Source organism: Candidatus Electronema sp. JC, from assembly GCF_048287365.2.
Classification (GTDB): domain Bacteria; phylum Desulfobacterota; class Desulfobulbia; order Desulfobulbales; family Desulfobulbaceae; genus Electronema.
This window is the reverse complement of the sequence record NZ_JBLWEM020000070.1, coordinates 132,963-152,122: the sequence shown is the minus strand read 5'-3', so window position 1 is coordinate 152,122 and position 19,160 is coordinate 132,963. Positions and strand designations below refer to the sequence as shown.

At 61.8% G+C, this 19,160-nt stretch carries 18 protein-coding genes and 1 tRNA gene; 12 read left to right on the top strand and 7 right to left on the bottom strand.

Going from position 1 to position 19,160, the window contains the following annotated elements:
• The 4 genes from ACNKH3_RS12690 to ACNKH3_RS12675 form a co-directional block, all read right to left on the bottom strand.
• Positions 1-711: an ABC transporter ATP-binding protein gene (locus tag ACNKH3_RS12690; RefSeq protein ID WP_417916623.1), complete on the bottom strand. Its 711-nt coding sequence runs from the start codon at positions 709-711 to the stop codon at positions 1-3.
• Positions 708-2,030 (bottom strand): efflux RND transporter periplasmic adaptor subunit, encoded by a 1,323-nt coding sequence (locus ACNKH3_RS12685; RefSeq protein ID WP_420209489.1) that lies wholly within the window; start codon positions 2,028-2,030, stop codon positions 708-710. Before ACNKH3_RS12685 ends, ACNKH3_RS12690 begins: the two co-directional genes overlap by 4 nt.
• A gap of 24 nt (positions 2,031-2,054) precedes the next feature.
• Positions 2,055-2,540 carry a DUF4405 domain-containing protein gene (locus ACNKH3_RS12680; RefSeq protein WP_420209488.1) on the bottom strand — a complete coding sequence of 162 codons (486 nt, stop codon included), beginning with the start codon at positions 2,538-2,540 and terminating at the stop codon, positions 2,055-2,057.
• 86 nt (positions 2,541-2,626) lie between these two features.
• Positions 2,627-3,238, bottom strand: a complete 612-nt coding sequence (locus ACNKH3_RS12675) for a Spy/CpxP family protein refolding chaperone (RefSeq protein WP_420209487.1) — start codon at positions 3,236-3,238, stop codon at positions 2,627-2,629.
• A gap of 271 nt (positions 3,239-3,509) precedes the next feature.
• On the opposite strand from ACNKH3_RS12675, the gene ACNKH3_RS12670 reads away from it, so the two are divergent.
• The 4 genes from ACNKH3_RS12670 to nhaA all read left to right on the top strand — a co-directional run bounded on the left by ACNKH3_RS12670 (position 3,510) and on the right by nhaA (position 7,009).
• Positions 3,510-3,914: a ComEA family DNA-binding protein gene (locus ACNKH3_RS12670; protein ID WP_420209486.1), complete on the top strand. Its 405-nt coding sequence runs from the start codon at positions 3,510-3,512 to the stop codon at positions 3,912-3,914.
• Positions 3,911-4,495: a D-sedoheptulose-7-phosphate isomerase gene (locus ACNKH3_RS12665; protein WP_420209485.1), complete on the top strand. Its 585-nt coding sequence runs from the start codon at positions 3,911-3,913 to the stop codon at positions 4,493-4,495. Before ACNKH3_RS12670 ends, ACNKH3_RS12665 begins: the two co-directional genes overlap by 4 nt.
• Before the next feature lie 75 nt (positions 4,496-4,570).
• Positions 4,571-5,719, top strand: coding sequence for an alanine racemase (alr, locus tag ACNKH3_RS12660; protein WP_420209484.1), 1,149 nt, complete (start codon positions 4,571-4,573; stop codon positions 5,717-5,719).
• Positions 5,720-5,848: 129 nt separating this feature from the next.
• Complete coding sequence (gene nhaA / locus ACNKH3_RS12655) at positions 5,849-7,009, top strand: Na+/H+ antiporter NhaA (RefSeq protein ID WP_420209483.1); 1,161 nt, start codon at positions 5,849-5,851, stop codon at positions 7,007-7,009.
• Here nhaA and ACNKH3_RS12650 read toward each other — a convergent pair.
• Positions 6,987-8,807, bottom strand: a complete 1,821-nt coding sequence (locus ACNKH3_RS12650; RefSeq protein ID WP_420209482.1) for a M48 family metallopeptidase — start codon at positions 8,805-8,807, stop codon at positions 6,987-6,989. The two genes, nhaA and ACNKH3_RS12650, sit on opposite strands and share 23 nt — an antisense overlap.
• A gap of 168 nt (positions 8,808-8,975) precedes the next feature.
• Here ACNKH3_RS12650 and ACNKH3_RS12645 point away from each other — a divergent pair.
• The 5 genes from ACNKH3_RS12645 to ACNKH3_RS12625 all read left to right on the top strand — a co-directional run bounded on the left by ACNKH3_RS12645 (position 8,976) and on the right by ACNKH3_RS12625 (position 12,202).
• A tRNA-Ile gene (locus ACNKH3_RS12645) sits at positions 8,976-9,052 on the top strand.
• A gap of 184 nt (positions 9,053-9,236) precedes the next feature.
• On the top strand, positions 9,237-10,064 hold the full coding sequence (locus ACNKH3_RS12640) for a Nif3-like dinuclear metal center hexameric protein (RefSeq protein ID WP_420209481.1): 828 nt from the start codon (positions 9,237-9,239) through the stop codon (positions 10,062-10,064).
• Positions 10,065-10,097: 33 nt separating this feature from the next.
• On the top strand, positions 10,098-10,892 hold the full coding sequence (locus ACNKH3_RS12635) for a zinc ribbon domain-containing protein (RefSeq protein ID WP_417916304.1): 795 nt from the start codon (positions 10,098-10,100) through the stop codon (positions 10,890-10,892).
• The gene (locus ACNKH3_RS12630) at positions 10,889-11,299 is read left to right on the top strand and encodes a ribonuclease HI family protein (protein ID WP_417916305.1); all 411 of its coding nucleotides are present in this window, start codon (positions 10,889-10,891) and stop codon (positions 11,297-11,299) included. The genes ACNKH3_RS12635 and ACNKH3_RS12630 overlap by 4 nt, the downstream gene beginning before the upstream one ends.
• A 27-nt stretch (positions 11,300-11,326) precedes the next feature.
• Positions 11,327-12,202: a hypothetical protein gene (locus tag ACNKH3_RS12625; RefSeq protein WP_417916306.1), complete on the top strand. Its 876-nt coding sequence runs from the start codon at positions 11,327-11,329 to the stop codon at positions 12,200-12,202.
• Here ACNKH3_RS12625 and ACNKH3_RS12620 read toward each other — a convergent pair.
• A complete protein-coding gene (locus ACNKH3_RS12620) occupies positions 12,188-12,610 on the bottom strand; it encodes a gamma-glutamylcyclotransferase family protein (RefSeq protein WP_417916307.1) in 423 nt (140 codons plus the stop codon). The genes ACNKH3_RS12625 and ACNKH3_RS12620 overlap by 15 nt on opposite strands.
• A 99-nt stretch (positions 12,611-12,709) precedes the next feature.
• On the opposite strand from ACNKH3_RS12620, the gene ACNKH3_RS12615 reads away from it, so the two are divergent.
• The gene (locus ACNKH3_RS12615; protein WP_420209480.1) at positions 12,710-14,614 is read left to right on the top strand and encodes a tetratricopeptide repeat protein; all 1,905 of its coding nucleotides are present in this window, start codon (positions 12,710-12,712) and stop codon (positions 14,612-14,614) included.
• Positions 14,611-15,420 (top strand): hypothetical protein, encoded by an 810-nt coding sequence (locus tag ACNKH3_RS12610; RefSeq protein WP_420209479.1) that lies wholly within the window; start codon positions 14,611-14,613, stop codon positions 15,418-15,420. The genes ACNKH3_RS12615 and ACNKH3_RS12610 overlap by 4 nt, the downstream gene beginning before the upstream one ends.
• A gap of 1 nt (position 15,421) precedes the next feature.
• Here the strand turns inward: ACNKH3_RS12610 and ACNKH3_RS12605 are convergent, their stop codons facing one another.
• Positions 15,422-16,318, bottom strand: coding sequence for an AMIN domain-containing protein (locus tag ACNKH3_RS12605; RefSeq protein WP_420209478.1), 897 nt, complete (start codon positions 16,316-16,318; stop codon positions 15,422-15,424).
• Between the two features lie 194 nt (positions 16,319-16,512).
• On the opposite strand from ACNKH3_RS12605, the gene pepN reads away from it, so the two are divergent.
• Positions 16,513-19,155 (top strand): aminopeptidase N, encoded by a 2,643-nt coding sequence (gene pepN, locus ACNKH3_RS12600; protein WP_420209477.1) that lies wholly within the window; start codon positions 16,513-16,515, stop codon positions 19,153-19,155.
• The last annotated feature ends 5 nt before the right edge of the window (positions 19,156-19,160 follow it).

The window sequence follows — 19,160 nt, the reverse complement described above, 5'->3', positions numbered from 1 at the left end:
TCAGACCTCTTGTTTTTCCTCAGCCACATGCCCGTCCACAAAGCGGACGATCCGCTTGGTGTATTCGGCCATGTCCGGCTCATGCGTGACCATGACGATGGTGATGCCGTTCTCCTGATTGAGGCCGCAGAGCAGCTCCATGATCTCGTGGCTGCGGGCGGTGTCGAGATTGCCGGTCGGCTCGTCGGCAAAGAGCACAGACGGCTGGGTGACGATGGCGCGGGCGATGGCCACCCGCTGCTGCTGGCCGCCGGACAGCTCGCCCGGCGTGTGCGCCTCGCGGCCTTCCAGCCCGACAATGCGCAGGGCGTGGCGGGCGAGCTGCCGCCGCTTGCGGGCCGGAGTGCCCCGGTACATCAAGGGCAGCTCGACGTTTTCAAGGGCCGAGGTGCGGTTGAGCAGGTTGAAGCCTTGGAAGACAAAGCCGAGATAGTAGCGGCGCAGGCGGGCCAGTTCCTGGCGGCTCATCCGGCTCACCTCCACATTGCCGAAGAAATACTGGCCGGAGCTGGGCGTGTCCAAGCAGCCGAGGATGTTCATGCAGGTGGATTTGCCGGAGCCGCTTGGCCCCATGATCGAGACAAAATCACCCTTGGCGATGTCGAGATCAATCCCGTGCAGGGCGTAGGTCAGGGCATCGCCGCTGCCGTAGGCTTTGCTGATCCCGCGCAGCCGGATCAGCGCTTGGCTCTGCTCCGCTGCCGCGCTCATCGTCCCCGACCGCCGCCATTGCTGACAGCGGAGATGATCACCACATCATCCGCCTTGAGACCGCCTTCCAGCACCTCGGCGTTGCTGCCGTCGCTGAGGCCGATCTTCACCTGCACCGGCTTGGGCTGGCCGTCATCGCCCAGCAGCCAGAGCTGCTGCTCGCCCCGGCTGTCGCCTTTCTGCTTCATCCGCTTCTCGCTGCGGGGGAAACGGGGCGGGGCCATGATCGAATCAATGAAGGAGGCTTTCTTCCGCGTCTGCTCCTGCGCCTGCGGATTGAAGCGCAGGGCCGCTGCGGGCACCAGCAGCACCCGCTCCGCTTTCTGCACCTCAATCTCGGCGGTGGCGGTCATGCCGGGCCGCAGGGCGAGGTCGCTGTTGTCCACCATCAGCACGGTCTTATACGTGACCACCCCGTTGGTGACGGTGGAGGCGAAACGCACCTGCCGGATCACGGCGGAGAACTTACGCTCCGGGTATGCGTCCACGGTGAATTGCGCCTGCTGCCCTTCTTTGACTTGGCCGATGTCCGCCTCGTCCACATCCACGTGCAGCTCCATCTTGGTCAGATCTTCAGCTAATTGAAACAAGACAGGCGCTGAAAAGGAAGCGGCCACCGTCTGGCCCGGCTCAATGCTCCGGCTGAGGACGATGCCGTTGACCGGCGAGAGGATTTCCGCCTTGCTCAGGTCGGTCAGGGTCATGTTCAGCTTGGCCTCCACTTCGGCCACGCCCGCCTCCGCGCTGGCTTTGTCCGCCTTGGCCCTCGCCGCCGCCGCCTCTGCCGCGTCAATGTCAAACTGGGAAGGATTCCTGCCGCCGCTCAGTTCGCGTATCTTGCGGAGCTGACCGAGCTTGCTGGCTGTCTCCTGAATGGTGGCCGCCGCTGACAGCACCTTGGCCTTGGCCGCCGCCAGCGAGGCTTCATTCTGCTTGACCTGCGCCAGCAGCTTGGTGACATCCAGCCGCACCAGCACCTGCCCGGCCTTGACCATATCGTTGTAGTCCACCAGCACTTCTTCAATGCTGCCGGACAGCTCGCTGCCCACATCCACCTGATTGGTGGGTTGGAGCGCGCCGGTGGCTGTGACCGTCACCACCACGTCGCCGATGCGGGCTTTCTCGGTCTTGTACTCAATCTGCGGCGCGGCTGACCGACTGCTCTGCTTCTGCCGCTCTGCATAAAAATAAGAGCCGCCAGCGGCCAGCCCGCCGAGGAGAAGCAGCCAGAACAAGCAGCCGAAGCCGCGTCGTCTGCGGGGCGGATCAAGGAGCAGAGCCGGATCAATCTCCACCTGCTGCTTCGGGCTGGCACTCATGGCATGTCCTCAGGGTGAAAGGTCTTATTTGTCCATCAGCATCCGCATGAAACGCAGCTGCTTGCGCACGTCCTCGCCGACCAGCTCGCTCAGGCTCTGCTGGGCCGACTGCACAGCCAAGCCCTCTTTCTTCAGCCGCTCAACTGCCTGCTCCGGGCTGATCTGCGCCACTTGGGCCAGCGTGGCCAGCGGTGCCTTGCCCAAGCTGCGCAACGGCGCGACATAGGGCGGCTCGCCGCTGCCGCCGAAGGGCATCAGGCTGACCAAGAGAATCAGGGCGCAGAGGCCGAGCAGCACTTGGCCCTTGCGTTGGGCAAGATAGGTCTTGAAGGCGGAGAAATTCACCGCCAGATGCAAAGCGGCGGCGGCAAGAAAGACCCAGCCCATCCACTCATGCGTCTCTTTGGCTAAATGCGGCGCGGCATGGAAAAACATGAACAGGCCGGTGACGGCGAGAATCAGGAAGGCGCCTGCGGTGACCGGGGTGGTCCATTCGCGTTTGATGCTCATTTTTTTGTGTGAACCTGAAGGATGATGTGTGAAAAAAGGCTGTCCGGCATGAAAAACATACCGGACAGAATATGGCGCGTCCAGAATTAATTCTGCGCTTTGCCTGCGCCCATGCCTTGGCCGCCGCCCTTGCCGTTCATCTGGCAGGGCTTGCCGCCGTTGCCTTGGCCGTTCATGGCGCAAGGCTTGCTGCCGCCACCCTTGCCATTGCAGCCCATGCCGCGCATGGACTGCATCTTGCCCATCTGCTCCGGGGTGAGGATTTTGCTCAAGGCCAGCTTGTCCTCGGCCCGCTGCACAGAGAGCTTGCCTTTCACCGCCGAGATTTTCTCAGTCAGCTCCAGCACCGCCTTCTCATCCACCGGGTCAGCGGCGAACGCCTGATCCATCTTGAGGCGCAGACCGTCCAGCTCGCCCATCAGCGGCAGCTGCTTCTCACGGGAGGCGAACTCCGCCTCTTTCAGCTTCTTCACCTGATCCGCGCTCAGACCCAAGTCCTGCACGGCCTGCGAATTCTGCCAGATGCCGAAGGCCGCGCCGCCGCGTCCGCCCTTCATGCCGCAGTTCATGCCCATGCTTTGGCCGCCGCCTTTGTTGCAGTTGCCCCGGCGGGCTTCAGCGATGCTGGGGACAATGGCTGCTGCAAGCAGAACTGCCATGATGCCGGTGCCGATTTTCTTGCGGATGTTTGCGCTCATTTGTGTCTCCTGTGGAAGTCTTGTCTCGGTTGCGGGAAGCTGTTCCCCCTGCTTTCAAGGGTACTTTACCCTGTCCATGTAAAGGGATTTTGTCAGCGGCGGGATAAATTGTAAAGGCTTTGTAAAAGGCGGGCGGCGGCTTCAGGCGGGGGCAGCTGCGAAAATTTCCTCTTGACTTCCGCAGCAGGCAGGTTTTATATGTTTTCCTGTCCTTCCGCCGCGCCTTGCATTTTCTCTTTGCCGTGCGGCGCAATTCAACTCAGGAGCTGTCATGAAACATGTCGCGCTCGCAGTTCTTCTGTTCTTCCTGCTGACCGCAGCAGCCTATGCGGCAGTCAACATCAACACCGCCACCAAAGAGGAGCTGACCACGCTGGCGGGCATCGGGCCGGTCAAGGCCGAGGCCATCATCCAGCGGCGGCAGGAGAAAGGCCCGTTCAAACAGATTGAGGAGCTGAAGGAGGTCTATGGCATCGGCGACAAAATTCTCGCCCGGATCAAAAATGACATCATTGTGGACAATCCTGCGCCCGCGCCTGAGGTGAAGCCGACCGTTGAACCAGCAGCGGCAGCCAGCGCAGCAAAGGCGGCTTCCCCGGCTCCCGCTCCGGCAAATGCTCCTCCTCCGGCAGCGCCGGAAGCCAAAGCGGCCCAGCCTTCGGAGCAGCCGAAATGAGCTTGGAGCTGGTCGCCGCCAGCCTTGCCGAATCAACAAGGGCCAAGGAAATCTTTGCCGCTGAATCCGCCGGCCAAATTCTCGCGCTGGCCGGGCTGATTGTTGCAACCTTCCGCAGCGGCGGCAAGCTGCTGATTTTCGGCAACGGCGGCAGCGCGGCGGACGCGCAGCACGTGGCGGCGGAATTCGTCAACCGCTTCCTGCTCAACCGCCCGCCGCTACCCGCCATCGCCCTGACCACCGACACTTCGGTCATCACCGCAGTGGGCAATGACTTTTCCTATGATCTGATTTTTGTCAAACAGGTGCAGGCCCTTGGCAGGCCGGGAGACATCGCCCTCGGCATCAGCACCTCCGGCACTTCGCCCAATGTGGTCAAGGCGTTGGCCGCAGCCAAGGAGATCGGCCTGAAAACCGCCGCCCTCACCGGCGGCCTCAGCATTCCGGCGCATGGTGTCGCGCAGCACTCTGATTTGCTGCTGAATGTGCCGTCCGCCTCAACGCCCCGGATTCAGGAGGCGCATCTCTGGATCGAGCATCTGCTCTGCGAGCTGGTCGAGAAGGAGCTGTTCGGCAGTTGAACCATCCAGCCCGCCGTCAATCTTGCCGGGACAGGCCGCGCGGCTTGTCCCTTTTTCATCTGCGTTCTCAAGATTATGGAACAATTCGCCGCCGACCTTTACCACCGCGCCGCCGCTGTGGTTGATCTTGCCTGCATCAGCCACAATTTGAACGTGGTGCGGGAAAAAGCTCCGGGCCGCAAGATCATCGCCATGATCAAAGCCAACGCCTACGGCCACGGGCTGACGCGGGTGGGCGCGCATCTGGCGGCGGAAGGCGTGGATTATCTCGGCACCGCTTTTGTTGAGGAGGCACTTGAGCTGCGCCGGGCGGGCATTGCTGTTCCGATCATCACTTCCGGGCCGTTCTCCAAATTTCAGATCGGCCTTTTCATTGAAAACCAGATCGACTTCACCGTCGGCTCTGTTGACGCGCTCCAGCTCATCAGCGAATCAGCCGCCTTCTATAAAAAGCGGGTCAATGTCCATTTGAAAATTGACACGGGCATGATGCGCATCGGCATCCGGCATTCCAATGCGGACAAGCTCTTTGCAGCGGCCCTGAAAGCGGAAAAGCAGGTCAACGTGGTCTCTGTTTTTTCCCACTTCGCCAATGCCGACAGCGACGACCTCAGCTTTGCCCGCCTTCAGCTGGAACGCTTCTTGGACGCGGCCCGCTTCTACGAGCGGCGCGCCGACCAGCCCAAGCCGCTGCTGCAAATCGCCAATTCCGCCGCCATCCTGCGCCTGCCGGAAAGCCATTTGGACATGGTCAGGCCGGGCATCATGCTCTACGGCTGCCACCCTTCACCGCACACGGCGGCTGAGGCCAAGCTGCTGCCAGCCCTCTCGCTGCGGGCAAAGGTGATGTATTTCAAAGTGATTCTCAAAGGCAGCAGCGTCGGCTACGGCAGAACATGGACCGCGCCTGAGAATTGCCGGGCCGTCACCCTGCCCATAGGCTACGCCGACGGCTACTCACGCGGGCTGTCGAACAAAGGGCAGGTGCTGCTGCGCGGCAGGCGGTATCCTCTGGTCGGCACAGTCTGCATGGACCAGCTTGTGGTCAACATCGGCGGCGGCGAGGCGTACAACGGCGACGAGGCGGTGCTGATCGGCAGACAAGGCGAGGAGGAAATCACTGCGGACGATCTGGCCGCCCAGCTTGGCACAATCAGCTACGAAGTGCTGACCGGCATCAGCCAGCGCGTGCCGAGGATTTACATCAACGAGCGGCGCGGCTGACCGGTATCGTTTGCAATCTGTTCCGCCAGCTGCTACCATGCAAGCATGACCTGAGCGGCGGCAGCCTGCGGTCTGTCAATAAATCCGCTTCGTTGCCGCAGAACCGAACTTGCACGAAGGAGGAGCGTCATGAACAGCAAGCCGTCCAATTTTCTCGCTGATTTTCTCAAGATGGAGGCTGCCGGAGGCATCTTGCTGATGGCGGCGATGGTCTTGGCCATCATCTGCGCCAACAGCTTTCTCAATCCGGTCTATGAAGGCATTTTCTCTGCGAAAATATTGGGCCTTTCTGTGACCACATGGATCAACGACGGGCCGATGGCGGTTTTCTTCTTCTTGGTCGGCTTGGAGCTGAAGCGGGAGTTTCTTGACGGCGAGCTGTCCGACCGAAAAAAGGCCATGCTGCCGATTTTCGGAGCAATCGGCGGGATGCTCTTTCCGGCTCTGATCTATGCCGCGCTCAATCGGGGCGATGCCGCCGCCATGCGCGGCTGGGCCATTCCGACCGCGACGGACATCGCCTTCGCTCTTGGCGTACTGAGCCTGCTTGGCCCAAAAGTGCCCGCCTCGCTGAAAGTTTTTCTGGCCTCGCTGGCTATTTTCGACGACTTGGGCGCGGTGCTGATCATCGCTTTCTTTTACACGGCAAACATTTCTTTCCTCGCGCTGGCCTTGGCCGGGGGCTGCGTGCTGGTTCTGGCCGGACTCAACTGGATGCATGTCGGCAAAAAAACGCCCTACCTCATCGTCGGCCTGCTTCTCTGGCTGGCGACGCTGAAATCCGGGGTGCACGCCACTGTGGCGGGCGTGGTGCTGGCGATGTTCATTCCGCTCTCGGTCAAAGGTCAGCCCGGCATATCGCCGCTGAAGAGCTTGGAGCATAGCCTTCATACCGCAGTCGCCTTCATCATCCTGCCGCTCTTCGCTTTTGCCAACTCCGGCCTTGACCTGCGCGGCATGGGCGCGGAGCAGCTTCTGCATCCTGTGCCGGTCGGCATCGCGCTCGGCCTTTTTGTCGGCAAGCAGATCGGCGTGTTCACCCTCTGCTTTGCGGCGGTCAAACTGAAAATCGCTGAACTGCCTCAAGGCTCCGGCTGGACAGGGCTGTACGGCGCAGGCCTGCTCTGCGGCATCGGTTTCACCATGAGCCTCTTCATCGGCTCGCTGGCTTTCCAAGGCGGCAGCGCAGCGGCAGGATTTGACGAGCGCGTGGGCATCATCGCCGGTTCGCTGCTCTCCGGGCTGGCAGGGTATCTGCTGCTCGATTTCACGGCAAAAAAGGCTGAGTAAGATCAGGCCACGGTCCGGCGGCCATTTTTTTCGCTTGGGCTTGGTAATACGCACGATTGGCCGGATCAAGCACCGCCGCCCGCTTTTCAGCGGCCACCGCCGCCGCAGTCCGGCCTTGCGCCCACAGGGCCATTGCCAGAGTGTCAAGGCTGTGGCCGCGCTCCTCCAGCCGGACGGAGTCCTCAGCCAGCGGCAAGGCTTTGGCCGGGTCGCGCAGGCCGCTGTCTTTGGCAGTCAGCAGCAGCCAGGCTAAATTGTTCAGCGCGCCAGCATCCGGTTCTGCTTGCAGGGCGGCGGCAAAGGCGGTCGCTGCCTCGCGCTCCTTGCCCTGCTCCAGCAGCAGTTCCGCCCGCAGCCGGAGCAGCGCGCCGCTGCCCGGCTCTTCGCGCAGCTTCTGCTCGACTGCCGCTGCGGCATAGCGCAGCTGGGCCGTCCGCTGCACTGCGTCGCCGTCCGGCTTTGGCAGCAGCCCGACCGCCGCGCCGATCAGCAGAAAATATGCGGCCAAACAGCTGCGCACCTTGCGCTCGTGCCGCCGCGCCAGCCATGGCTCGTGTTCGCAGCGAAAAAGAAAGTCCATCCGCTCGCCCAGGCCGAAATGGTGCCAGTTTTTTTGATTGCGCGGGCTGCCAGTGAGGACGGCGATTTTTTCAAAAGCTCGGATCAGCGGGAAAGCTCCGCCTTGGACGTGAAAGGCGTGCAGATCGGCCTGCCGCTCAAAATTGCGGATGAACCAGCCGAAGAGAAAACGGAAGTAAAGCAGCGTCAGGGCCAACATGCAGACAGCGGCTATATGTCCGGCCAGCTTCTCCGCTGTCAGCCCGGACCAGAGCAGCAGCCGCCAGAACCAGCCGCTGCCGAAGAGCAGGGCTATCAGCGGCCCGGCCAGCGCGTCGGCCAGCAGGCTGAAGCCGAGCAGCAGCAGCAGGTAGAGCAGAAGATGGCCTTTTTTGACATGGCCGATCTCATGGGCCAGCACCGCCTCCAGTTCCTCCTGATCAAGCGCGGCTGTCAAGGCAGGAGTCAGCAACAGATAACGGAATTTCGGCGCGATGCCCATGACAGCGGCGGTCAGGGCGCGGCCTTCCAGCAGCGGCCAGCTGAGAATGGCGGCGGAGAATTTCTGCTGGCGGAAAAATGCCTCGGCCATGCTGCGCGTCGGCCCCGGCGGCAGCGGCGAGCAGCCCCAGAGCCTGCTGATCAAGGGCGGAAAAAACAGAGCGAAACAGAGCACCGCAACCAAGAAAAAGAGCGGCTCGCCCCAGGATGAGTCCAGCAGCTTCTTTCCGGCAGGCGGCAGGCGGAGCAGATCAAAAATCAGCGTGAGAATCAGCCACGGCAGCACCACCGGCAGATTGAGGCGGATATTGACAGCGGCAAATCCGGCAGGGCTGCGGCTGCGTCCGAAGAGCCGTTCATAAACGGGACGGGCGGGCAGCCAGAGCAGGGTGAGAAAGAGGAAAAACAGCAGCAGACCGCCGAGGTTTTCCAGCGTCGGCAGCCTGCCGCCCCAAGACAAAGGCCGCAGGTAATATTTGAGGTCAAAGGCGACGACCGATCCGGCAAAAAACACGGCGGCAAGCAGGGTCAGGCGGCTTTCTGCTGCGAAATAAGCAGCGGCGCCGCCCCGGCAGCCTGCGGCGCGGAAGACTTTGACAGCCACTCGGTGGAAAATCAGCAAGATCAGTGCCAGCAGCGGCAGGGCCATCAGCGGCGCAAGCTGCGGCTCTTCTGGCGCGGTAGAGATCGAGAGGACAAGAATCGCGGCCAAAAAATAAAGCAGATTGCTGGAAATCATGACGCACCGGAGCAAAGGGGAAGCAGTTGGCCGCAGTCTATCATCTCCGGGCCGGAAACGCCCGCCTTCAAACGCCGCAGGAGGCAGAGGCAATGCTTTTTCCGGTTTTTTGCTGTTTCCGCTTGACCTGCGCCGCCTTGTCGGCGATAATAATCAGCTTGACCTTGCGGGCCTATAGCTCAGTTGGCTAGAGCCACCGGCTCATAACCGGTCTGTCCCTGGTTCGAGTCCAGGTAGGCCCACCAGCGCAGTCTGGCGGCAGGGAACAGTCTCTGCCTTAATGAAACACTCCACGCGCAGCAGTTTGTTGAATTCAAGCCGCTCCCGAATTCCTGTTGGCAGCAAAAATCTGTTTTTAGACAGCCGCGCAAAACACCATACACTCCCAAGAGGCGCATCCGTCACAGGCTGCGCCTCTTTTTTTGTTCCGTGAGCGACGTTCAGCAGTTTCTTGACATCCTTGAGGAAATCGCGCCTGCCGCCTTGGCCGCCAGCTGGGACAATGTGGGGCTGCTGGTCGGCAGCCCGCGCAGCCGGGTCAGTGCTGTCCTGCTCGCCTTGGATGCGACAGCCGCAGTGGTCGCCGAGGCGCAGTCTCTGGCCGCTGATCTGATCATCACCCACCACCCGGCCATTTTTCAGCCGCTGAAACAGCTGCGCACGGATCAGCCGGGCGGCATGTTTTTAGCCGCCGCGCTGCGGGCGGACATCAGCGTCATCGGCTGCCACACCAATTTTGACGCGGCCTCCGGCGGGGTCAGCGACGTGCTGGCCGATGCCTTGGGCTTGACTGAAACCGCGCCGCTGGCAGCGGACAAGACTGCCTACAAGACTGCCTCCTGCTGCGGCATCGGCAGAATTGGCACGCTGCCGGAGCCGCTGCCGCCGAAGGCGTTTTTGAACCGGCTGCGGACGGCTCTGCCCCTGCCGTGGCTGCTGGAGGCCGGGCCACGCCCGGCAGCAGTGCGCCGGGCGGCGGTCTGCGGCGGTTCCTGCGCGGACTTGGCTGAAGCCGCCTTGGCAGCTGGCGCAAATGTTTTTCTCACAGCGGAGATAAAGCACCACATCGCCCGCTGGGCTGAGGAGGCCGGGCTGTGGCTGCTGGACGGCGGCCATTTCGCCACGGAAAATCCGGCGATGGGCCGCCTCAGCCAGCTGCTGACAGTAAAGACACAGCAGGCGGGCTTGGACGTGCGGATTTATCTTGCCGCTCAAAAAAGCCCGCTCAGGCTGGCGGAGCAGAATTCTGAAGAATAACGACGACAACTTGCAAAGAAAGGAGAGAGCATTTTGAACGATGAGATCAGCAGGCTGATTGCCTTGCAGGATTTTGACACGGAGCTGGCCGGATTTGACCGCGAGGCGGAGCGGATCCGCGAGGACTTGGCGGCCCGTGAGCAGTCGGCCAAAGACCGGGAGACGCAGGCCGGACAGTGCCGGGAGCGGGCGGCGGAGCTGGAGAAGAGCCGCGAGGCGATCCGGGCGGCGGGCGAGGAGGCGGCGGAGCGGATTAAAGAGCGTCAGGTCAAGATGATGCAGGTGCAGACCAGCCGCGAGCATCAGGCCCTGCTCAAAGAGATTGAGGACGCGAAAAAGCAGATCCGCGACACTGAGGAGCAGATGCTCCAAGCGGAGGAGGATGCTGAAGCCGAGCTGAAGCGGGCGGCGGAGCTGGAGCAGCTCTGCAAGGGCGAGCTGAAACTGCTGGCTGAGGCCGCGAAAAAAGCAGAGGAGGCTGTGCGGCAGATTGAAGCGCGGCAGGCTGAAGTCGCGGTCAGCCGCAGCCAGCTGGCCAAGGACATCCCGGAGGCGCAGCGGAAACGCTACGACAAGCTGCTGGTCAAGCGCAAGGGGCTGGCCGTGGTCCGGGTTGTCGCCGGAGTCTGCCAGGGCTGCTTCATGACCGTGCCGCCGCAGCACTTCAATCTCGTGCGCAAGGGCGGCGAAGTCTGCTCCTGCCCGGCCTGCCAGCGTATCCTCTACTACAAGCCTGATCCCAACCAGCCGGAGCAGCCGCAGACTTTACGTTCTCAAATCGAGGAGATGGACGAAGCTGAGGACGAAGACGACGAGCTGAACGAATGAGCGGCTGGCGGCTGTTCACCGACGGGGCTTCCAGAGGCAATCCCGGCCCGGCGGGCGCGGGCGCCGCGCTTTTTGACGCGGCGGGCTGCGAGCTGGCCGCCCGCTCGTTGGCCCTTGGCCATTGCACCAACAACGCGGCGGAATACCGCGCCCTGCTCCTCGGTTTGCAGACTGCCTTGGAGCTGGGCTGCGCCAGCTTGGACATCCGCCTTGACTCCGAGCTGATCGTCCGCCAGCTGCAAGGACGCTACAAGGTCAAGCACGAGACGCTGAAGCCGCTATTTGACGAGGCGCAGCGGCTGCTCGCCCGGCTGGAATGCTGGTCGGTCGCGCATGTGCCGAGGGAGCAGAACAAACGGGCGGATCAGCTCGCCAACCAAGGGATTGACAAGGGCAATTCTGCCTGAGCAACGATGAGGCCACAGGAGCGCAGCATGAACCCACTGATGCGGAAAGCATTGCTGTCTGCTACCGGAATTCTCGCCGCTGTCCTGTTGTTCCTGTCTCCCGGCCTGCGCCTGCCGGTGCTGGACGACCAGGCTGATGCCTACTTCCGCGCCGCGATCACCAAAGGCGGGCTGTCCTACGCCACCTGCCGGGTGATCAACGCCTCGGTTTCCATCATTGAGGAGTCCAGCCTGCATTTGCAGCCCGCCGGGGTAGGCGTGTCTTTGGCGGTCGGACAAGCCCTTGATCCGATTGACGACCTCACTGAGCGTGTTTCCGATGTCTTGGTGACGGCGGTCATCTCGCTGGGCGTGCAGAAATTGGCCTACGAAATCGGCATCTCGCTCGCGCCGCCCGCGCTGGCTGTCCTGCTGCTGCTCCTCTCGCTGCTGATCTGGTTCGGCGGCGAGCGGGCGGCCTTTGCGCAGAACATGCTGACCCGATTCGCCCTGCTGCTCTTTGCGGCCCGATTCTGCCTGCCGGTCTCCTCGCTGATCAATGACGCAGTCAACGAGACTTTCTTCAACGACCGGATCGAGGAGGTGCGCGGCAATCTGGCCGCCGGTTCCGCCGGGTTCGACAAGCTGAAGGATTTCCACCTGCCGGATGGCGGCATCTTTGGAACAGCTGCCTTTCTCAAGCAGAAGTCAGCGGAACTGCGCGAGGCGTTGACCGAGGTCAGCAAAAACATCGGCAGCCTGACCGAAAACCTTCTCCAGCTCGCCTTTCTCTATCTCGGCATTTTTCTGATTCAGGTCATCATCCTGCCGCTGACGGCCTTCTTCGTGCTGGCCAAGACCGCCAATGCTCTGTTTGGCACCAATATTCCGCTCCTGGCCGCTTCGTCCTCAGTTCAAGACTGAGCGGCGGAGCGCGGCGAGCATGTCCTCGCGCCGTAAAAGGCTCAACGCGCCGCCGGAATGCGGAACACCCTCCGCTGTCCGGCGGGTGTAGGCCCACGCCTCCAATTCGCCGCCGTCTGCCAGCCTGACTGCGACTTTTTCCCGCTGATACAGCGTCGGGATCTCCTCCCATAAATCCGCTGTCCGCAAAGCCTCTGCGTCTAACTCCAGCAGGCTGCCGGAAACGCTGCCCGCCGGATCGGGCTTGATGAACAGCCAGCCTTCGGACGCAACATGCAGCGTCCAGTCCAGAAGCGCGGCCTTGCGCATCCGGCATGGCGCGCCGAAAAGAATCCGCTGAAGTTCTGCATCCTGCAAGGTGCCGTAGGCGAAGAGCAGCCCGCCTCCTGCCGCAGTTTTTCGCATCATCTCCTCCTTTCCTCGTTCTTTCCTTGTGCAAGAGCAGCAGCCATGTTATATCATGGGAAAAAGAACTGCGCCCGCAGAACAGCCACCCGGAACCGCATCATGTCCCTTTCTCCCGCTTCACGTCCCGCCTGCTGCCCGCCGCATTCATCTGCCGTCCTGCTTGCCGCCGCCGTCCTGCTGCTCGGCCTGAGCAGCGGCTGCGCTGAAAAAAAGAAACCTGCGCCGCCGGTTAAGCCGACGGTTGCGGCAGTTTTGGCCGCGCCCAAGGCTGAGGAGGAAAAGCCGCTTCCTCCTCCGGCTCCTGCCGAACCTGCGCCCCAAGCTCCGGCGGTCGAGCCGCTGGCGAAAACAGCGCCGCCGGACGAAAAGGACCGCAGTTGCAGCTATTTTTATTTTCTTTGGGGGCAGCACGCCGAGCTGGAAACCAAATACGAGGCCGCACTGGAAGCCTACGAAAAGGCCCTGATCTGCGACCCGGCAGCGAATTTTATCACGAAAAAGCTTTTTCAGCTGCTTCTGAACATGAACCGGAGCAAGGAGGCGGCGGCAAAGATTGAGGAGCATCTTGTCCAGCACCCTGACGACACGGAGTCCCGGATGCTGCTGGCCAAGGTGCTGATCCGCGACGGCAGGCTGGACGAGGCTGCCGAGCAGTGCCGCCAAGCCTACGCGCTGAATCCAAAGGACACCATGCCGCTGCTGCTCCTCAGCGAGCTGCATCTGCTGGCGAATCAGGATGACTTGGCCAAAAACGCCCTGAACAACGTGCTGGCGGTTGACCGCAGCTCCGCTCCTGCCCATCTGCTGCTGGCCCGCCTGCTGGCGGCGGAGAAAAATTTTGCAAAGGCCTTGGAGCATTATCAGCAGGCCGCTGAACTCAATCCCGCTGAAAATCTGCGGCTGGAGCTGGCCGGGCTGCTGGCGCGGCAGAAAAAGTACAGCAAGGCGGCGAAAATTTATCAGGAGCTGCTGGCAGCGGACGAGCTGAATGAGGAGGCGAGGATCGGCCTGATTCACGTCCACCTGCTGCAAGGCCGGAAAAAAAAAGCGATGGCCGAACTGCGGCGGCTGAAAGAGCTGGCCGGAGATGTGGAGCGCGCCGATCTGACCGTGATCAAACTTTGCATTCAATGGGAGGAGTTCGGCAAGGCCATCAGCCTGCTGCAAGACCTTTTGAAGACGGAGGAGCTGTCTGAGGCCCGCTATCTGCTTGCCGCGCTGCTGTTTCAGGAAAAACGGCATAAAGAGGCTTTAAAAACGCTGGAGAAGCTCGGTCCGGGCGCCAAGGAGCATGAGGACGGGCTGCTCCTGCGGGCGCGGACGCTTCAGGAGCTGAAGCGGCCTGAGAAGGCGGTCAAGCTGCTGGAGGACGCGCTGGCCCGGCCCAAGCCGCCGGGGCCGGACTTGTATCTTGCGCTGGCCGGCCTGAGGCAGGCGACGGAGCAGGACGAGTCGGCTGAAAAAATCTATCAGCAGGGCGTGCAGGCTCATCCTCGAGACGAGCGACTGCTCTACGAATACGGCCTTTTTTTAGACCTCAGCGGTAAAAAAAAGAAAGCCCTGACTGTGATGCGGCAGCTGCTCAAGGTCAGCCCGGATCATGTCGGCGCGCTAAATTATGTCGGCTACGCTTGGGCCGAAAGCAAGGTGAACCTGAACAAAGCCTTTCTCTACCTGACCCGCGCCAAAGAGCTGCGGCCAGAAGAGGGTTGCGTGTATGACAGCCTCGGCTGGGTCTATTACCGCCAAGGCAATCTGGGCGAGGCCCTGAAAACACTGGAAGAGGCGGCCCGCCTTGTTCCTGACGATCCGACCGTATTCGACCATCTCGGCGAGGTGCATCTGACTGCTGGACGGAAGGAGGAGGCCGTCCAAGCATGGCGGCGGGCTTTGGAGCTGCACCGCGCCAAGACAGATCAGGGCGGCAGGCGGATGCAGGCGCGGGAGGAGGCCGAGCGGCGGCGGATTGAAGAAAAAATAGCAGCTCTCAAGGAAAAACCATGAACACGACAAAAATTGCCTGGCTCTGCGCCGCTGTCCTTCTGCTTGGCGGCTGCTCGGCCAAAATGCCGCAGCAGTCAGCGCAGCTCGACGGCGAGCCGCTGCGGCAGGCGGAAAAACGCCTGCGCGGCTTTCTCAATCAATCCTGCGTCGAGGCGGTGGACAGCGATGTGCAGCTGACATGGAAGGCGTACACCCGGCAGGAGACTTATCCAGCGCAGCTGGAGGCCCAAGCCCCGGCCTCGCTGCGTCTCGCGCTGACCGATCCGCTTGGCAGGCCGCTGCTGCTGCTGGGTTCAGACGGCAAGACCTTCACGCTGGCTGACAACCGGAAGGCGCAGGGCTGGCGGGGCAGCGTCGAGCAGAAGACGATCCGCCGTTTTCTGCCTCCCTTCATCCCGATGGATGATCTTTTTCTCTGGTTGAGCGGCAGGGTGCGCGGCGATCGGATGCAGGCCGCCGCCGCCCGCTTGGATGCCGAAGGCACCCTGTGGTGGCACGGCGGCTCGGCAGGCGGCAAGACAGTCCACATCCTCGCTTTGGACGAGGAGAACCGCCTCAGCCGTCATCTGGTGGTGGACAGGAAAAGCGACGAAATCCTCTTTGAGGCCCGTTACGGCGATTATCGGGCAACAGGCAAAGACTGCTCTTGGCCGGGCAGCATTGTTCTGTCCGGCACGGCTCTGGAAGCGGAATACAGGCTGGATTTCGGCGCGATCGCCGGTCACGGCCGGATTGACCGTCAACGTTTTGAGGTCACGCTGCCGCCCCATTTCACGGTCAAGGAGCTGGCCGACGGGCAGAACTGAGTCAGCGCAGCGGCTTGGCCGGATTGCCGAGGGTGTTGATGATCAGGACAAACAGGTTGTCATTCTTGAAGAAAACCTGCTGCAAGTCGTAGCTGCTGTTCGGGGTCAAGTCGAGCACCACCCTGATCTTCCGCCCGGCTTCGTCCTTTTCGATGCGGATGCCCCGGACATGCTTCCCGTCCGCAGGGACGCTCTCCGGCAGCCGCTCTCCGGCGGCGGTGTCTTGGAAATCGCAGACCACCCTCGGCTTCTTCTCCTCCAATCCGAAGACCACCGGCGGATGGAATTTGTTCAACCGGAACATGACCATCTCGCCCCGGTTGGAATTTTTGTCAAAAATGACGGTGGACAGCACGGTGTCCGGGGCCGCGCCTGCTGAAGGCGGCACAGCGGGGGGCGGCTGATGCCGGACTGAAGGTTTCGTCTCCGGGGCCTTCTCCGCTGTCGGCGACCAGACAGCCGCAGCGGGCGGCGGCGCGGCAGTCTTTCTCTGCTCAGGCCGCACACGGGCATCATGCACCACCACGGTCAGGATGCCGCCGCCCTCCTGGAAGCTCTTCACCTGCCTGCCCGGCACGAGATCAAAGACCACCCGCGTCTTGTTCTCATGCAGGCCGACCCGGATGCGCTGAATCAGCGCGCCCTTGGTCTCGACGCTGTTCCTGATCCGCTTGGAAATGCCGGTGCCGCTGAAATCGAAGACCATGCGCGGACTGCCGTCCTTCATCGGGAACGAGTGCGGCTCGACCGGCTGGCTGAGGCGGAAATGGACCCGCTCCTCGTTCGCGGACACCGCCTCGAAGCGGATGTCCTCCAGCTGCGCCGCCGCCAGCGCGGGCAGGCAGCGGAACAGCACAGTCAGCAGCGCGAAGGCCGCCGCAGCAATGATTCTCGACATTGGTTTGTCCGGGGTTGCCGCTGAGGGGAAAATAGTTTTGACATCGGAACCTGCTTTGAATATAACCTCCACCATTCCTGTGTCAACTGATTTCGCAGCGTTGAGCGGCGGTCAGCCGTCTGACTGCCGAGACCGCGTTGTTTTCAAAAGATTTGCCGCAGCATTCACAGCCCACAAGCACCGGACAGCAGACCATGACCCAGCACAGCGTGATCCATCTGAAAGACTATAAGCCCTATCCCTTCACCGCTGCCAGCATTCATCTGCGGGTGGAGCTTGACCCGGCGCAGACCAAGGTCACGGCCCGCAGCCGCTTCCGGAGCAATCCAGCGGCAGAAAATCGGCAGGCCGGGCTGGAATTGGACGGTGAGCAGCTGGAATTAGTCTCGGTTGCCTTGGACGGACGCAGGCTGGCGGCGGACGCATACAGCTTTGCGGACGGCAAACTGCGCATCGCCGCTGTGCCGGAGGCGTTCGAGCTGGAGATTGTTACCATGATCGCCCCGGAGCGCAACACTGCGCTGGAGGGCCTTTATCTCTCTTCCGGAAACTACTGCACCCAGTGCGAGGCCGAGGGCTTCCGCCGCATCACCTGCTGGCCTGACCGCCCGGATGTGATGGCGGTCTTCACAGTCACGGTGATTGGCCCGCAGGCAAGCTGCCCGGTGCTGCTCTCGAACGGCAACTTGATTGAGCAGGGACAGATGGAGGATGGCCGCCATTTCGCCACGTGGCATGATCCTTTTCCAAAGCCGAGCTACCTTTTCGCCTTGGTTGCTGGGCAGCTTGTCCGCATTGAGGACACGTTCACCACCATGTCGGGCCGCGAGGTCAGTTTGCATATTTATGTGGAGGAGCGCAATCATGACAAGTGCGCCCACGCTATGCAGTCGCTGAAAAAAGCCATGCGCTGGGATAAAGAGGTGTTTGGGCGGGAATATGACCTTGACACATACATGATTGTGGCCGTGGATGATTTCAACATGGGCGCGATGGAAAACAAGGGGCTGAACATATTCAACTCCAAGTACGTGCTGGCCCAACCAGATACCGCCACGGACAGCGATTACGAGGGCATCGAAGCGGTCATCGCTCATGAGTATTTTCACAACTGGACCGGCAACCGCATCACCTGCCGCGACTGGTTCCAGCTCAGTTTGAAAGAAGGGCTGACTGTTTTCCGCGATCAGGAATTCTCGGCAGATATGGGGTCGCGGGCCGTGCAGCGGATTCAGGATGCCAACTCCATCCGCAATTTTCAGTTCCGAGAGGACAGCGGCCCGACTGCGCATCCGGTGCGGCCTGCGTCGTATGTGGAAATTAACAATTTTTACACGTCCACGGTTTATGACAAGGGCGCGGAAGTGATACGGATGCTGCACACGCTGCTCGGCGCGGCAGGCTTCCGCAAGGGCATGGATTTGTATTTCCAGCGGCACGACGGCCAGGCCGTGACCTGCGAGGACTTTGTCCAAGCGATGCAGGATGCAAACAACTTTGATCTCAGCCAGTTCCAGCATTGGTACAATCAGGCTGGCACGCCGCTGCTGCGTTTTTCTGGTGAATACGACCAAGCAACGCAGGAGTTCATCCTCACGCTCCGTCAGAGCTGTCCGGCCACGCCGGGCCAAACCGAGAAGCTGCCTTTTTTCATGCCGGTCAAGGTTGGCCTGTTAGACAAGAACACTGGCGCGGAGCTGCGCGACGAGGTGCTGCTGCTGGATCAGGAGCGCAAGGAGTTCCGCTTCAGCGGGCTGACAGAAAAGCCGGTAGTCTCGCTCAATCGCAACTTCTCTGCGCCGGTCAAGGTGGAGTCCGATTTGCAGGATGAGGAGCTGGCCTTTCTCGTGGCCTGTGACCGCGACCCGTTCAACCGCTGGGATGCAGGCCAGCAGCTCGGCCTGCGCTGTCTGCTGAAGGGAATTGCCGAACAGCAGCAGGGCAGGGCGGCTGCGCTGCCGGAGCTGTTCCAGCAGTCTTTCGCCGCGCTTTTAGCTGATGCGGAGAACGATCCGGCCTTTCTCGCGCTGGCCCTTGTCCTGCCTGCGGAAGGCTGGATCAGCCAGCAGATGGCGGTGATTGACCCGGAAGCGGTGTTCATCGTCCGGCAGCGCTTCCGCAGCCAGCTCAGGCAGCGGCATCAGGCAGCACTGCTGGCCCGCTATCAGCAATTGAGCAGCGCGGAGCCGTACCGTTATTCCGGCGAAGAGGCAGGCCGCCGTTCGCTGCGCAACTGCTGCCTGGCATATCTCTCAGCCGCCGCGCCGGGGGAAGCTGCCGCCGCTGATCTGCTTGATTTGGCGGTTCAGCAATACCGGCAGGCGGACAACATGACCGATGCCGCCGCTGCCTTGGCTGCGGCAGTCAATGCCGACCGGGCCGCTGGCGACGCGCTGCTGGCGGAGTTCTACGCCAAATGGCAGCACGATCCGTTAGTCGTTGATAAATGGCTCATTCTTCAGGCGACGTGCAGCCTGCCCGGCACCTTGCAACGGGTGCAAAAGCTGCTGAAACATCCGGCCTTCAGCATGAAAAATCCCAACAAGGTGCGCTCACTGATCGGGGCCTTTGGCGGCAATCTGCGCCAATTTCATGCGGCGGACGGCAGCGGCTACGCCTTTCTTGCCGACTGCGTGGCCGCGCTCGATCCAGCCAATCCACAGGTGGCCGCCCGGATGCTCACTCCGCTCACGCAGTGGAGACGCTACGATGCCACCCGCCAGCAGCTCATGCAGGCCGCGCTGGAGCGGATCGCCGTTTTGCCGGGCTTGTCGCGGGATGCGAGCGAGGTCGTGGCGAGGAGCTTGCAGGCCGAACAGGCTACTGGTCAAGCGTAAGCGGC

What these genes read in the sequence shown, in the direction of transcription:
- ACNKH3_RS12605 (WP_420209478.1), bottom strand. Translation starts at nt 16,318, where the DNA reads ATGTCGAGAATCATTGCTGCGGCGGCCTTCGCGCTGCTGACTGTGCTG.
- ACNKH3_RS12685 (WP_420209489.1), bottom strand. Translation starts at nt 2,030, where the DNA reads ATGAGTGCCAGCCCGAAGCAGCAGGTGGAGATTGATCCGGCTCTGCTC.
- ACNKH3_RS12675 (WP_420209487.1), bottom strand. Translation starts at nt 3,238, where the DNA reads ATGAGCGCAAACATCCGCAAGAAAATCGGCACCGGCATCATGGCAGTT.
- ACNKH3_RS12610 (WP_420209479.1), top strand. Translation starts at nt 14,611, where the DNA reads ATGAACACGACAAAAATTGCCTGGCTCTGCGCCGCTGTCCTTCTGCTT.
- ACNKH3_RS12690 (WP_417916623.1), bottom strand. Translation starts at nt 711, where the DNA reads ATGAGCGCGGCAGCGGAGCAGAGCCAAGCGCTGATCCGGCTGCGCGGG.
- ACNKH3_RS12615 (WP_420209480.1), top strand. Translation starts at nt 12,710, where the DNA reads ATGTCCCTTTCTCCCGCTTCACGTCCCGCCTGCTGCCCGCCGCATTCA.
- ACNKH3_RS12665 (WP_420209485.1), top strand. Translation starts at nt 3,911, where the DNA reads ATGAGCTTGGAGCTGGTCGCCGCCAGCCTTGCCGAATCAACAAGGGCC.
- nhaA (WP_420209483.1), top strand. Translation starts at nt 5,849, where the DNA reads ATGAACAGCAAGCCGTCCAATTTTCTCGCTGATTTTCTCAAGATGGAG.
- ACNKH3_RS12625 (WP_417916306.1), top strand. Translation starts at nt 11,327, where the DNA reads ATGAACCCACTGATGCGGAAAGCATTGCTGTCTGCTACCGGAATTCTC.
- ACNKH3_RS12650 (WP_420209482.1), bottom strand. Translation starts at nt 8,807, where the DNA reads ATGATTTCCAGCAATCTGCTTTATTTTTTGGCCGCGATTCTTGTCCTC.
- ACNKH3_RS12680 (WP_420209488.1), bottom strand. Translation starts at nt 2,540, where the DNA reads ATGAGCATCAAACGCGAATGGACCACCCCGGTCACCGCAGGCGCCTTC.
- ACNKH3_RS12630 (WP_417916305.1), top strand. Translation starts at nt 10,889, where the DNA reads ATGAGCGGCTGGCGGCTGTTCACCGACGGGGCTTCCAGAGGCAATCCC.
- pepN (WP_420209477.1), top strand. Translation starts at nt 16,513, where the DNA reads ATGACCCAGCACAGCGTGATCCATCTGAAAGACTATAAGCCCTATCCC.
- ACNKH3_RS12670 (WP_420209486.1), top strand. Translation starts at nt 3,510, where the DNA reads ATGAAACATGTCGCGCTCGCAGTTCTTCTGTTCTTCCTGCTGACCGCA.
- alr (WP_420209484.1), top strand. Translation starts at nt 4,571, where the DNA reads ATGGAACAATTCGCCGCCGACCTTTACCACCGCGCCGCCGCTGTGGTT.
- ACNKH3_RS12620 (WP_417916307.1), bottom strand. Translation starts at nt 12,610, where the DNA reads ATGATGCGAAAAACTGCGGCAGGAGGCGGGCTGCTCTTCGCCTACGGC.